11 protein-coding genes are annotated in these 12,698 nt (G+C 72.3%); 4 read left to right on the top strand and 7 right to left on the bottom strand.

Features of this window, described 5'->3' with window-relative positions; translation table 11 throughout:
• Positions 1-9: 9 nt before the first annotated feature.
• From ACWCPY_RS15180 to ACWCPY_RS15170, 3 genes are all read right to left on the bottom strand, one after another.
• Positions 10-1,359, bottom strand: a complete 1,350-nt coding sequence (locus ACWCPY_RS15180) for a choice-of-anchor A family protein (RefSeq protein ID WP_451265000.1) — start codon at positions 1,357-1,359, stop codon at positions 10-12.
• Positions 1,360-1,650: 291 nt separating this feature from the next.
• Positions 1,651-2,658, bottom strand: a complete 1,008-nt coding sequence (locus ACWCPY_RS15175; RefSeq protein WP_451265225.1) for an NAD-dependent epimerase/dehydratase family protein — start codon at positions 2,656-2,658, stop codon at positions 1,651-1,653.
• An 85-nt stretch (positions 2,659-2,743) separates the two neighbouring features.
• Positions 2,744-3,697, bottom strand: coding sequence for a LysR family transcriptional regulator (locus ACWCPY_RS15170; RefSeq protein WP_451264998.1), 954 nt, complete (start codon positions 3,695-3,697; stop codon positions 2,744-2,746).
• Positions 3,698-3,941: 244 nt separating this feature from the next.
• Here ACWCPY_RS15170 and snpA point away from each other — a divergent pair, with 244 nt between their 5' ends.
• Positions 3,942-4,616 (top strand): snapalysin, encoded by a 675-nt coding sequence (gene snpA, locus ACWCPY_RS15165; RefSeq protein ID WP_451264996.1) that lies wholly within the window; start codon positions 3,942-3,944, stop codon positions 4,614-4,616.
• Positions 4,617-4,756: 140 nt separating this feature from the next.
• On the opposite strand, the gene ACWCPY_RS15160 is transcribed toward snpA, so the two are convergent.
• The 3 genes from ACWCPY_RS15160 to ACWCPY_RS15150 form a co-directional block, all read right to left on the bottom strand.
• Positions 4,757-5,431, bottom strand: coding sequence for a DUF6304 family protein (locus ACWCPY_RS15160; protein ID WP_451264994.1), 675 nt, complete (start codon positions 5,429-5,431; stop codon positions 4,757-4,759).
• Positions 5,432-5,543: 112 nt separating this feature from the next.
• Positions 5,544-6,593 carry a family 2 encapsulin nanocompartment cargo protein polyprenyl transferase gene (locus ACWCPY_RS15155; RefSeq protein ID WP_451265223.1) on the bottom strand — a complete coding sequence of 350 codons (1,050 nt, stop codon included), beginning with the start codon at positions 6,591-6,593 and terminating at the stop codon, positions 5,544-5,546.
• 205 nt (positions 6,594-6,798) lie between these two features.
• The gene (locus ACWCPY_RS15150) at positions 6,799-8,205 is read right to left on the bottom strand and encodes a family 2B encapsulin nanocompartment shell protein (protein ID WP_451264992.1); all 1,407 of its coding nucleotides are present in this window, start codon (positions 8,203-8,205) and stop codon (positions 6,799-6,801) included.
• Positions 8,206-8,382: 177 nt separating this feature from the next.
• Between ACWCPY_RS15150 and ACWCPY_RS15145 the strand changes: the two genes are divergently transcribed.
• The 3 genes from ACWCPY_RS15145 (at position 8,383) to ACWCPY_RS15135 (ending at position 11,098) form a co-directional block, all read left to right on the top strand.
• Complete coding sequence (locus tag ACWCPY_RS15145) at positions 8,383-8,832, top strand: RrF2 family transcriptional regulator (protein WP_451264990.1); 450 nt, start codon at positions 8,383-8,385, stop codon at positions 8,830-8,832.
• Between the two features lie 128 nt (positions 8,833-8,960).
• Entirely contained in the window at positions 8,961-10,157 is a 1,197-nt protein-coding gene (locus ACWCPY_RS15140; RefSeq protein ID WP_451264988.1) for a globin domain-containing protein, read from the top strand.
• A gap of 23 nt (positions 10,158-10,180) precedes the next feature.
• The gene (locus ACWCPY_RS15135) at positions 10,181-11,098 is read left to right on the top strand and encodes a 1-aminocyclopropane-1-carboxylate deaminase/D-cysteine desulfhydrase (RefSeq protein WP_451264986.1); all 918 of its coding nucleotides are present in this window, start codon (positions 10,181-10,183) and stop codon (positions 11,096-11,098) included.
• On the opposite strand, the gene ACWCPY_RS15130 is transcribed toward ACWCPY_RS15135, so the two are convergent.
• Positions 11,071-12,675 (bottom strand): Na+/H+ antiporter, encoded by a 1,605-nt coding sequence (locus tag ACWCPY_RS15130; protein WP_451264984.1) that lies wholly within the window; start codon positions 12,673-12,675, stop codon positions 11,071-11,073. The genes ACWCPY_RS15135 and ACWCPY_RS15130 overlap by 28 nt on opposite strands.
• Between the last annotated feature and the right edge of the window lie 23 nt (positions 12,676-12,698).

Below are 12,698 nucleotides of genomic sequence, written 5' to 3'. Positions count from 1 at the left end.
GGGCCAAAGCTAACCGCGTCGACGCGCCCTCCGGGCCATCAGCGTGGCCGCCGATCCGGCCACGAGCAGCGCGGCGGCGATTCCGCCGAGAACCCACTCACCGCCGTGCGCGCCGGTGTGCGGCAACTCGCCCCCGGGATGGGGCTTGTCCGGCCAGGGACCGGGCTTGTCCGGCCAGCCGGGCCTGTCGGGCTTGTGCGGCCAGGTGTGGGACGGGGTGGGCTTCGGTCCCGGTGTGTGGGTGGGGGTGGGGGTGGGGGTCGGGGTCGGCGTGTCCGTCGGGGTCGGGGTGGGGGTCGGGGTCGACGTATCCGTGGGAGTCGGAGTCGGGGTCGGGGTCGACGTGTCCGTGGGAGTCGGAGTCGGCGTGGGCTCCTCGCCGCAGGTCGGCAGGTCCCCGTCGAAGGGGTAGGAGTGCATCTCCTGGCCGCCCGACTCACCGGCCGAGGTGTGGATCAGTGAACCTGCGTTGTAGAAACGGCCGTTGGTGCCGCTCATGTCCAGCGTGGCCGTGCTCGACTGCTGGCCGATCAGGATGCTGCCCTGGAACTGCCCGGTGCCGTGCAGGCCGACCTCGGTGGCGTCCGGGAAGTTCCACAGAAGGTGCTCGCGCAGCCCGGCCTGGGGCAGTGAGCCCATGTACGTACTGATGTTGCGGGCACTGCCGTAGAGGTTGACGAGGACGGTCGCGCCCGCCGGGATCGCGTTGAACGTGAGCCCCTGCTGACCGCCCTGGGCCGTCGTCAGGTCGGCGTCGACGGCGAAGACCTGGAGGGACGAGGTGCCGTCGCCGGTGAAGACGGTCTCGGAACCGGTGTTCACCACGGTGCCCGTGGCGGGGCGGCGGTGGTCCTGGTTGTCGTCGTACGCGTAGCAGTGGCTGGCCGCGGTCAGCTGGTCGCGCAGCTCCGTGTACGGGGCCGTGGCGGCCGGGTCGTGGACCGGGGCCGGGATCACCGTTCCGCTGACGGTGTCGGCGTACTTGACCACGCCGTGGTTCGCGCCTTCCTCGGCGAGCAGCCGCTGTCCGGTGGCGACGGTCAGGGGCCCGCCCACGGTCAGGTAGTCGGAGTCGTTGGGGGGCGGCACCCGGGAGCCCACACCCGCCACGCCGACGTTGTAGATCTGCGAGGCACCCTCGCGCTTGTTCATGTCGAACTGCCCGAGGGTGACGATCTTCCCCTCGGCCTCGGCGGCGGCTTCCCGGACCAGGAAGTCGCCGCCGACGAAGATGTTGATGTTGCTGTCGTGGAAATTGACGGGCCCGTTGTTCGGGTCGGGCCAGCTGTCCGGGCAGTCGCTGCCCAGACACGGGCCGAGCCCACCGGGCAACGGGTCGGCCAGAGCGATGGACGCCATCGTGCCCACCATGGCAGCGGCCGCCGCCGTGGCCACCGCCGCCCGGATACCTTTGCCTCGCCTACGCGCTTCTGTTGCCATAAGGGGCAATATGCAGGTTTGCTTACCAAATGACAGGAATGCCACGCCCGGTTCGCCCCTGATACACCCGGATATGCGGAGCCACGGCCGGGAACGCCCGTGCGCGCGGGCACGCGCGAGGCCGCGGCCGACGGCGCGTCAACGGTCGTCGGCCACACGCAGATCGTCTTCGGCGATACGCCGGTCGCCTTCGGCGGCTTCGGCGGTGGGTCAGGCCGTGTCCGCCAGGAGTTCGGCCTCCACGCCCGGGTCCAGGCCGACCGCGGGCCGGTCCGGGCGCTGCGGGGCCTGTCCGCCCAGCTCCTCCAGCCACTTCCAGGTGTCGGCGACCGTCTCCTCGACCGGGCGGCAACGCAGGCCGGTCGCGTACGCCTTGCTGACGTCCGCGCAGTGCAGGGTGTCGTACAGCTCGCCCGGCGGCAGCCAGACCGGCAGATCGCTCCACGGCTCCACGCCCGCCGCGAGGATCCTCTCCGCGGGTGTCCAGCGCAGTGCCGCGTCGGAGCCGGTGACACGCACACAGGCCTCGAGCAGTTGCCCCATGGTGGCGTGGCCCGGGCGGCTGACCAGGTTGTACGGTCCGTGCAGACCGCTGCGGGCGGCGTCCAGCAGCCAGTCGGCGAGGTCGCGGGCGTCGATGTACTGAAGCCTCAGATCCGGTGTGCCCGGGGCCAGTACGAGGCCGCCGCGGGCGATCCGCCCCAGCCACCAGGGCAGTCTGCCGATGTTCTCCCAGGGGCCCAGGATCAGTCCCGCGCGGGCGAGGAGGGCCCGGTCGCCGAAGGCGTCCAGCGCGGCCAGTTCGCCACCGCGCTTGGCCAGGGGGTACGAGACGTCCCCGCCCGCGTCGGGCGAGGCACCGGTCACCAGCGGCCCCTCCTCCGGCAGGCCTGCCGGGGCCGGGTAGTCGTACACGGAGCGGCTGGAGACATAGGCGTACCGGGCGGCCCGGTCGGCCAGCAGGCGGGCCGCGTCCCGTACCGCCGAGGGGGCGCCGCTCCAGGTGTCGACGACCAGGTCCCAGGCGTACCCGCCGTCGGGGTCGTCGCCCGGTCCGGCCAGGGCGGCGAGGCCGTCCTCGGTGGTGCGGTCGCCGAGGAGCTCCGTCACGCCCGGCGGGGGTGCGTGCCGGCCGCGGTGGAACACCGTGACGTCCCAGCCCCGCGCCAGCGCCGCCTCGGTGACGGCGCGCCCGACGAACTCCGTACCGCCCAGCATCAGAAGCCTCATGGCACCGACTCTGCCCGCCGGGCGGCCCGGTGGGAACCGGTCCTCGCTCTCGGCGGAATCGGGAACCCGTGCTTCACGGCGTGCGGGCGAGCGGGCTGCGGTTGCGCAGCAGCCACTGGTGGTACCCGGCCGCGCGCCGGGCCGCCTCCCGGTACGCCGCCTCCAGCTCCCCGTACACCGTCGCCGTGTCGACGCCGGGCCGGGACACCAGCAGCAGCCTTACGGCGAGGGGGTCGTCGCGCAGCGGGCGGATCGCCATGTCGTCGCGCGGTCCGGAGGTGGGCTGGCAGGGGGCGACCGCCTCGCCGAGCACGATGAGGGAGGCGGCGGTGAGGTAGTCGCCGTGCAGCACGGCCGGCGCGACACCGGCCTCGTCGAACACCCGGCGCAGCCCGTCCCATTCGCCGTCCACGGTGGGGTCGACCATCCAGCGGTCGGCGGCCAGGTCGACGAGGTCGACGACGGGCCGGCCGGCGGCCGGGTGGTCCCTGGCCATGGAGATGAACTGCGGTTCACGGTCCAGGAGTACGCACTGTTCCAGGCCGTCGGGGACGGCCAGCGGGCAGCCCTCGACCTCGTGCACGAAGGCGACGTCGAGCCCGCCCGCCCCGACGTCGCCGAGCAGTGCGCGGGCCGACACGTCGACCCGCAGCGAGATGTCCGTGCCGGGGAGCCGGAGCCGCAGCCTTCTCAGCCAGCCGCCGATGACCCTGCTCGCCGTGCAGCCGATGCGCAGGCGGGGCCCGGTGGCCCGGACCGCGTCGGCCTCCGCCTTCGCGTCGCTGACCAGGGCGGTCATCCCGTCGACCAGGGGGCGGGCCCGACTGAGGACCGAGCGGCCGAGCAACGTCGGCCGGCAGCCGGTCCGTTCGCGGCGGAACAGCTCGGCGCCCAGGGTGTTCTCGATCCGGCGCAGCTGGGTGGTCAGGGAGGGCTGGCTCACGCCCAGTCTGCGGGCGGCTTGGTGCAGGCTGCCCGTGTCCGCGATGGCGCACAGCGCCCTGAGGTGTCTCACCTCAAGCTCCATACGGTCGAGCGTAGGGCGGCGGACCATGGTCGCACCAGACTCCCCAATCGCATCAAAGCCCTTTAATTCACCTGGAGTTGGCGGGCTCTTCGACGGCGGTACCCGGGGTGGCGATAGCCCGGTGCTATCGCCGGTTGACATCATCCGCCGCGGCTCGTGCTCCCCGACACTCTCTCCGTACCGCACCCGTCCGAGTCCGATCATCGGACGGGTTCATCGGACCGGTAACGGTAGGAGACCCCCCATGAGACACCCCAGGACCGTCATGTCGGCCGTGGTCGGCCTCGGCTTCGGCCTCGCGGCCGCGCTGGGCACGGCACCGGCGATCGCCTCCTCGGCCCCCGCCGCGGCACCCACCACCACGTCGGACGCCCGCGCCGGCTACACCGCCTACGCCGGATCGCACGAGAACGCCGCCGCGAACAAGGCGTTCTTCGAGGCGGTCGCCAAGTCCGTGGCGAAGAAGCGGGCGGCGAACCCCGGCGCCCAGTCGGTCACCGTCGTCTACAGCACCTCCAACGCACCCAGCTTCCGTACCCAGATAGCCAACAGCGCGCAGATCTGGAACAGCTCCGTCTCCAACGTCCGCCTGCAGGAGGGCTCGAACGCCGACTTCACCTACTACGAGGGCAATGACTCCCGGGGCTCGTACGCGAGCACCGACGGGCACGGCAACGGGTACATCTTCCTGGACTACGCGCAGAACCAGCAGTACAACTCGACCCGCGTCACCGCGCACGAGACCGGGCATGTGCTCGGCCTGCCGGACCACTACTCCGGCCCGTGCAGCGAGCTGATGTCGGGCGGCGGCCCCGGCACGTCCTGCACCAACCCGTACCCCAACGCGAGTGAGCGCAGCCAGGTCAACTACCTGTGGCAGTACGGCTTCGCGGCGTCCCTCGCGCGCAGCGCCTCCTGACCCTCCCCGTCCGGACGCGTCGCACCACCGGGGCCACCTCGTAGGACGGGGTGGCCCCGCTGCGGTCTCCCGGTCCGGACGGGACCGAGCCCGGGAGCCGGCCCACGGACCGGGCACGGGATCCGGCCGGGGCCGGACGGTCAGGCGAGTTCCAGCGGGAAGGCGCCCCGGTGGCCCGTACCGGCCCCCTGCTCCGGGCGGGGCTCGAACTCTCGGCAGCTCCAGATCTCCTGGACGAACCCGGTGCGCCGGTCCCACAGATCCCGGACATCACCCTCCCCTGCCGCCCCTCGGTAGGCGTCCTTGGCACCCCGGAAGCATGCGAGGCCGCCGGACAGTCCGCGCACCGCGGCCGGCGCCGGGAAGTAGTCCGAGAAGGCGCAGGCGATGCAGGTCTGAAGACGCACGCCGGACGGCAGGGCGCGCTGGATCGTGGCGAGCGCCGCCCCGAAGTCGCTCTCGGCGCGATGGGACGTGTAGGCCGCACCGCCGAACTGCAGCTCCAGGCCGAGGTACGAATCGGGACGGCGCAGCGACAACAGGCAGCTGAGCGTGGCCTGGTGAACGGCCCCGTCCCAGAGGACCGGGAGCGGCAGGTCCCACTCCAGTACGCAGTCGCTCAGCGCACCGTCCACCAGGGTGAACCGGTCATCGGCCGGTGGCGTACCGACGGCCGGGGTGAGGCCGTCGAAGCTCGTGCCCTCGAAGTCGATGCCCCGTGTGCGGAGGCGTAGTTGCTGTCCGTCGGTGGTGAGGACGACGGCGTCGGAACCCTGTCGGTCCCGGTACCACCCTGCCCATGACTCATCTGTCATGGGCACGGACTGTAGCCCGTGCCCATGACAGTCGCCCGCTCGCCCTCCGTTTCGTCTCACGGGCCTTGTGACCTCGGCGCCTTGCTCCCGTTCCGCTTCCTCCGCCCCGCGGTCAGTGGGTCCGTCGGGTGACGAACTCCGCCAGGGTCAGGAGGTCGCCCGCCCGGGCCAGGTCGGGGACGGCCCGGGAGAGGTGATGGACCGCGCGGGCCATCCGGTCCGCCGCGGCGATCTGCGCCCAGTCGCGGCCGCCGGCCCGGTCGACGGCGTCGGAGGCACGGCTCACCTCGCCGGGTGTGTTCATCGATCCCCGGTACAGCGTGGCGAGTTCGGCCGCCGCCGGGGTGCCGGAGGCCAGTGCGGCGACGACGGGCAGGGACTTCTTGTGGGCGGCGAGATCCGCGCCGACCGGCTTCCCGGTCCGCGCCGGATCCCCCCAGATGCCGATCAGGTCGTCGATGAGCTGGAAGGCGAGGCCCGCCTCCCGGCCGAATCCGTCCATCGCGCCGACCGCCCGCTCCCCCGCGCCCGCGTACAGCGCCCCCAGCGCGCAGGCGCAGCCGAGCAGGGCGCCGGTCTTGGCGGTGGCCATGGTCAGGCACTCGTCCAGCGTGACCTCGTCGGGGCCCCGGTCCTCGAAGGCGCAGTCGGCCTGCTGGCCCGCGCACAGTTCGATGACGCAGGTCGAGAGCCGGGCCGAGGCGCGGGGCCCGGCCGGGGACGGGTCCTCGGCGAGCAGCCGCTGGGCGAGGGCGAGCATGGCGTCGCCCGCGATGACCGCGTCCGGGATGCCGAAGACCGTCCAGGCGGTGGGGCGGTGGCGGCGCGTCCGGTCCTCGTCGATGACGTCGTCGTGCAGCAGGGTGAAGTTGTGGGCCAGCTCCACGGCGACGGCCGCCCGCACCGCCTGTTCCTGGTCGCCGCCCAGCGCGCGGGCGGCGGCGAGGACCAGCGCGGGTCTGATCGCCTTGCCGGCCGGACCCGAGGACGGGCTGCCGTCGGCCTCCTGCCAGCCGAAGTGGTACATCGCCACGCGACGGATCGATCCGGGCAACGACTCGACCGCGGCGCGCAGTTGAGGGTCGACGAGGGCCCGGGTCCGCTCCAGGAGCGCCTCGGCCTCCTGACCCTGCGTCGCGGCGGCGGCCGGGGCGAAGGCCATGGCGGGCGGGTCGTCGGCGCTCTGCGCCACGGGAACGGGCGGGGCACCGCCGGGCGGGGCGTCGTCGCCCGGAATCCGGGGTGTGGGTGGTTGGGGTACGTGATGGGTCTTCACTGGGGCGTCCTCCCGAGGCCGCCCCGGGCACGGCTGCCCGGTGGCGGAGGTTGACGGGGGTCCGGACATCGCCGTCCGGACCCCCGAGGGGCTACCGCCAGCGGCTGACCTCGACGTTTTCCAGTACGCCCAGGGCGTCCGGCACGAGGATGGCCGCGGAGTAGTAGGCCGTCACCAGATAGGAGATGATCGCCTGCTCGTCGATCCCCATGAAGCGGACCGAGAGGCTGGGCTCGATCTCGTCGGGGATGCCGGACTGCTGGAGTCCGATGACGCCCTGCTCGGCCTCACCCGTCCTCATGCAGATGATCGACGTGGTCCGGGCGTCGGTGACCGGGATCTTGTTGCACGGGAAGATCGGCACCCCTCGCCAGGCCGGCACGTGGTGTCCGCCGACGTCGACGCTCTCGGGCACCAGACCGCGCTTGTTGCACTCGCGGCCGAATGCGGCGATGGCCCTCGGGTGGGCGAGGAAGAGCTTCGAGCCGCGGCGGCGCGAGAGGAGCTCGTCCATGTCGTCGGGGCCGGGCGCGCCGTCGTGCGGCTGGAGGCGCTGCCCGTAGTCGCAGTTGTTGAGCAGCCCGAACTCGCGGTTGTTGATCAGCTCGTGCTCCTGGCGCTCGCGCAGCGCCTCGACCGTGAGCCGCAACTGCTGCTCGGTCTGGTTCATCGGCTGGTTGTAGAGGTCGGCGACCCGGCTGTGGACCTTCAGCACGGTCTGGGCGACGCTCAGCTCGTACTCGCGGGGGGACGCATCGTAGTCGACGTACGTGTGCGGGACGACGGCCTCGCCGACATGGCCGGCGGAGAGGTCGATCGCCGCCTCGCCGTACTTGTTGGTGCGCTGTTCCGGGATGCTGAGCAGTCCGGCGAGGTGGTCGCGGAGCGAGTCCGCGCGCTCGGCGAGGTTCAGCACGTCCGCCCGGCTCAGCGTCAGCACCGTGCAGGCGGTGACGGCACGGGCCGTGTACTCCCAGACTGCGTCGCCGTCGATCAGAGCCTGGTCCCCGAAGTAGGCCCCGTCGGCGTGGACCCCGAGCACCGTCTCGTCCCCGTAAGGACCGGTGCCGACCTTCTCGACCTTGCCGTGTGCCAGCAGATAGACGCTGTCCGCCGCGTCCCCCGACGCGGCCAGCACCTGCCCCGCCGCGATCTCGCGCTGCTCGCACCGCCGGGCGAGCTCGCCCAGCACCTCCTCGTCGCCGAAGTCCCGCAGGGCGGGGAGCTCTCCGAGCTCGGCGGGGATGACCGCGACCCGGTCACCGGTCTGCACAAAGGTCACCCTGCCGTCCCCGACCGAGTAGCTCAGCCTGCGGTTCACCCGGTAGGTACCACCTTGCACCTGCACCCACGGCAGCGTCTTCAGCAGCCACCGCGAGGTGATCTCCTGCATCTGCGGGGCGGACTTGGTGGTCGTCGCGAGGTTCCGCGCCGCTGCCGTCCCCAGACTCTGCTGCGGCGGCAACGACGCGTTCTGAACCTCTTCACCAACGGACATCTGACGTCCTCTCGATCTTCGGCTGACCTGCGTGAAGAAGCCTTTCAGCACGGAGAGCGGTCGCACCATTACACAAAAGAGTGTGACTAATCGGCTTTGGGCTGGGCACAACGCTCAGCGATGTCCACGGACCGACTTAAGTTGCATCCTCGATGCAACTTATCTACGGTTACCGCCATGCGGCTGACGAAATTCACCGACGTGGCGCTGCGCGTGCTGATGCGCCTCGCCGTCGCGGAGAACGAGGATCCGCCGACCACCCGGGAGGTGGCGGCCACCATGCAGGTGCCGTACACCCACACCGCGAAGGTCGTCGCCAGACTCCAGCACCTCGGACTGATCGAGGCGCGACGGGGCCGCGGCGGGGGGCTCAGCCTCACCGGAGCCGGCCGCTCCGCCTCGATCGGCGAGCTCGTCCGGGAGCTCGAAGGCCCCGGCGACGTCGTCGAGTGCGAGGGCGCCACTCCCTGCCCGCTGCGCTCGGCCTGCCGGCTGCGCGGCGCCCTGCGCCGTGCGGAAGAGGCCTTCTACGCCTCACTCGATCCACTCACCGTCACCGAACTGGTCGCCTCCCCCACCGGACCGCTGCTGATCGGCATCAGCGGCACCCGCCCCGACACCGGCTGAACAGCCGCACACCACACCACGGGCACCACCGCCCGACCCGACCCCGTACCGCCCGGCTTCGCGCCGCCCGGTTCCGCACTGCCCAAAAATACGAATCTCATATACCAATTCACATGCGAGGAGTCCCGATGCTCTCCGAGACGTCGACCGCCACCGTCCGTGCCACCCTCCCCGCCGTGGGCGCGGCCATCGGAGACATCGCCGATCTCTTCTACCGCAAGCTCTTCGAGGCCCACCCCGAGCTGCTGCGCGACCTCTTCAACCGCGGCAACCAGTCGTCCGGCGCCCAGCGGCAGGCCCTCGCGGGCTCCATCGCGGCCTTCGCGACCCACCTGATCGAGCACCCGGACACCCGCCCGGACGTGATGCTCGGCCGGATCGCCCACAAGCACGCCTCCCTCGGCGTCACCGCCGCCCAGTACGACGTCGTGCACACCCATCTGTTCGCCGCGATCGCCGAGGTGCTCGGCGACGCGGTCACCCCGGAGGTCGCGGCCGCCTGGGACGAGGTCTACTGGCTGATGGCCGGCGCCCTGATCTCGATCGAGGAGCGGCTGTACGCGCAGCAGGGCGTCGTCGCCGGCGACGTGTGGCGCGAGTGGGAGGTGGCCGCCCGGATCGAGGAGACCGCCGATGTCGCCACCTTCCGGCTCCGCCCGGCCGACGGCGCCCCCGCACCCGCCTTCCGGCCCGGCCAGTACGTCTCCGTACAGGTGGAACTCCCCGACGGGGCCCGCCAGATACGCCAGTACAGCCTCTCCTGCGCCCCCGGCTCGCGGCTCCGCTCCATCACCGTCAAGCGGGTGCACGGCGGCGGCTCACCGGACGGCGAGGTCTCGCGCCATCTGCACACCGAGGTGGGGGCCGGCGACCAGCTGCGGGTCTCCGCCCCGTACGGCGACCTCGTGCTGGACTCCGCCGACGCACCGCTCCTGCTCGCCTCCGCGGGCATCGGCTGCACCCCGATGCTCTCGATGCTGGACCACCTCGCGGCGACCGGCCACCGGGCCCCGGTCACCGTCGTGCACGGCGACCGCTCGCCCGCCACCCACGCGATGCGCACCGACCACGCCCAGCTCACCGCCAAGCTCCCCGACGCCACCGCCCACTTCTGGTACGAGGACCCCGAGCCGGGCCACCGGGCCGACCGCACCGGCCGGGTCGATCTGAGCGGCCTCGCCGTCGCCCCCGGCACCCACGCCTACCTCTGCGGCCCCCTGCCCTTTATGCGTGCCGTGCGCACCCAGTTGCTGGCCAAGGGCGTCCCGGCGTCCAACATCCACTACGAGGTCTTCGGCCCCGACATGTGGCTGGCGCAGGACTGAATCCGTCCGGCGACAATTGCGGCATGCCCTCCGAAGCGCTCGACCTCTCCCGGCTGCGGCCGGTGCTCCCCTCGCCCCTGCAGCCGGTCGAGGACGGGCGCTTCACGCGTCACGGCGTACGGCTGCTGCTCAAGCGCGACGATCTGATCCACCCGGACCTGCCCGGCAACAAGTGGCGGAAGCTCTCCCTCAACCTGCGGGCAGCCGCCGGGCGCACCGTACTGACCTTCGGCGGCGCGTACTCCAACCATCTGCGGGCCACCGCCGCCGCCGGGCGGCTGCTCGGCTTCCGCACCGTCGGGGTGGTGCGCGGCGACGAGCTGGCCGGCCGGCCGCTGAACCCCTCGCTGGCCCAGTGCGCCGCCGACGGCATGACCCTGCACTTCATGGACCGCGCGACCTACCGCGCGAAAGGCGATCCGGAGGTCCTGGCGGGGCTGCTGAGCGCCTTCGGGGAGTGCTGTGTCATCCCGGAGGGCGGCAGCAACGCCCTGGCGGCACAGGGCTGTACAGAGCTGGGGCACGAGCTGCGCGGCCGGGCCGACGCGGTCGCGGTGGCCTGCGGCACCGGGGGCACCCTCGCCGGTCTCGCCGCCGGCCTCGCGCCCGGACAGCGCGCCCTCGGTGTCCCGGTACTGCGCGGCGGCTTCCTCGGGGAGGCGGTGCGCGAACTGCAGCGGGAGGCCTTCGGCGGCCCGGCCGGGTCCTGGTCCCTGGACGAGCGCTTCCACTTCGGCGGCTACGCCCGTACGACCCCGGCCCTGCACGCCTTCGCCGACGACTTCGAGCAGCGGCACGGCCTGCCCGTCGAACGGCTCTACGTCGCCAAGCTGCTGTACGCGCTCACCGAACTGGCCGGGGAGGGCGCGTTCCCCGCGGGAACCACGGTCGCGGCGGTCGTCACGGGCAGCCCTCAGGGAGCGTCCGACTCCTCCCGGTAGGCCGCCGCCTCCTCCAGGTCGAGCCGTCTGAGCAGCGTCCGCAGCATCTCGTCGTCGATCCGCCGCTCGTCCCGCAGCGTCACGAAGACCGCGCGCTCGGCTTCGATCATCTCCCTGGCCAGGCGCCGGTAGGTGTCGTCCGCCGACTCCCCGGTCAGCGGATTGGCCGCGCCCAGCCGCTCCCACACGGCGTTGCGGCGGCGCTCCAGTACGGTGCGCAGCCGGTCGGCCAGGGGTCCCGGCAGCTGGTTGCGGCGGTCGGCGAGCAGCTCCTCCAGCCGCGCCTCGGCGGCCACGGATGCCTCGCTCTGGGCCTGTGCCTCGGCCAGTGTCTCGGCCTTCGCGTCGCGCCCGGGGAGCTTCAGGACCCGCACCAGCAGGGGCAGGCTGAGCCCCTGGACGACCAGGGTGCCGATGACCGTGGTGAAGGTCAGGAACAGCACCAGGTTGCGGGCCGGGAAGGGGCTCCCGTCGGACATGGCGAGCGGGATGGAGAAGGCGATGGCGAGCGAGACCACACCGCGCATCCCGGCCCAGCCGACGATCAGCGGCGCCGTCCAGTCGGTGTCGGGCTCGCGTTCCCTGATCCGTTTCGACAGCCACCGGGGCAGATACGTCGCCGGGTAGACCCAGACGAAGCGGACCACGACCACGGCGAGGAAGACGACGACCGCGTACCGGACGGCTTCGCCCACGGCGTACGCGCCGAGCCCCTTCAGCACGAAGGGCAGCTGGAGCCCGATCAGCGCGAAGACCGCGGACTCCAGGATGAACGCGACCATCTTCCAGACGGCCGCCTCCTGGAGCCGGGTCGCGAAGTCCACCTGCCAGGACCGGTGCCCCAGATAGAGCGCCACGACGACCACGGCGAGCACCCCGGAGGCGTGTACGCGCTCGGCCGCCGCGTACGCCACGAAGGGAATCAGCAGCGACAGCGTGTTCTGCAGCAGCGCCTCCTTGAGGTGGGTGCGCAGCCAGTGCAGCGGCACCATCAGCGCCAGGCCGACCACGACGCCGCCGACCGCGGCGAGGAAGAACTCCCCGATCCCCGCGCCCCAGCTCATCCCCTCGCCCACGGCGGCCGCGATCGCCACCTTGTAGGCGGTGATCGCCGTGGCGTCGTTCACCAGGGACTCACCCTGCAGGACCGTCGTGACCCGGCCGGGCAGCCCGACCCGGCGCGCGATCGCGGCGGCCGTGACCGCGTCCGGCGGGGCGACGACCGCGCCGAGCACCAGCGCGGCGGTGAGCGGCAGGTCGGGTACGAGGCGGTACGCCAGCCAGCCGACCGCGACGGTCGCGAACAGCACGTAACCGACCGACAGCAGCGCGACCGGCCGGAGATTGGCCCGCAGATCGAGGTACGAGCTGTCGACGGCCGCCGTGTAGAGCAACGGTGGCAGCAGCAGCGGCAGCACGACGTGCGCGTCGAGCGTGTAGGTGGGCACCCCGGGCAGATAGGAGGCGATCAGGCCCACGGTGACGAGCAGCAGCGGGGCCGGCACGGGGGTGCGGCGCGCCGCCCCCGCGACCGCCGCACTGGCCGCGACCAGTCCCACCAGCGGCAATACGTCCATTCCACGGTCCTCGCATCCGCAGT

The organism is Streptomyces sp. NPDC002403 (genome assembly GCF_053593015.1).
The sequence above is the reverse complement of the archived record's forward strand: the minus strand, read 5'-3'. Positions and strand labels throughout refer to the sequence as shown.

Bases quoted from the DNA above. Each gene is read 5' to 3' on its own strand.
- ACWCPY_RS15180 (WP_451265000.1), bottom strand. From the start codon at position 1,359: ATGGCGTCCATCGCTCTGGCCGACCCGTTGCCCGGTGGGCTCGGCCCG.
- ACWCPY_RS15175 (WP_451265225.1), bottom strand. From the start codon at position 2,658: ATGCTGGGCGGTACGGAGTTCGTCGGGCGCGCCGTCACCGAGGCGGCG.
- ACWCPY_RS15170 (WP_451264998.1), bottom strand. From the start codon at position 3,697: ATGGAGCTTGAGGTGAGACACCTCAGGGCGCTGTGCGCCATCGCGGAC.
- snpA (WP_451264996.1), top strand. From the start codon at position 3,942: ATGAGACACCCCAGGACCGTCATGTCGGCCGTGGTCGGCCTCGGCTTC.
- ACWCPY_RS15160 (WP_451264994.1), bottom strand. From the start codon at position 5,431: ATGACAGATGAGTCATGGGCAGGGTGGTACCGGGACCGACAGGGTTCC.
- ACWCPY_RS15155 (WP_451265223.1), bottom strand. From the start codon at position 6,593: ATGGCCTTCGCCCCGGCCGCCGCCGCGACGCAGGGTCAGGAGGCCGAG.
- ACWCPY_RS15150 (WP_451264992.1), bottom strand. From the start codon at position 8,205: ATGTCCGTTGGTGAAGAGGTTCAGAACGCGTCGTTGCCGCCGCAGCAG.
- ACWCPY_RS15145 (WP_451264990.1), top strand. From the start codon at position 8,383: ATGCGGCTGACGAAATTCACCGACGTGGCGCTGCGCGTGCTGATGCGC.
- ACWCPY_RS15140 (WP_451264988.1), top strand. From the start codon at position 8,961: ATGCTCTCCGAGACGTCGACCGCCACCGTCCGTGCCACCCTCCCCGCC.
- ACWCPY_RS15135 (WP_451264986.1), top strand. From the start codon at position 10,181: ATGCCCTCCGAAGCGCTCGACCTCTCCCGGCTGCGGCCGGTGCTCCCC.
- ACWCPY_RS15130 (WP_451264984.1), bottom strand. From the start codon at position 12,675: ATGGACGTATTGCCGCTGGTGGGACTGGTCGCGGCCAGTGCGGCGGTC.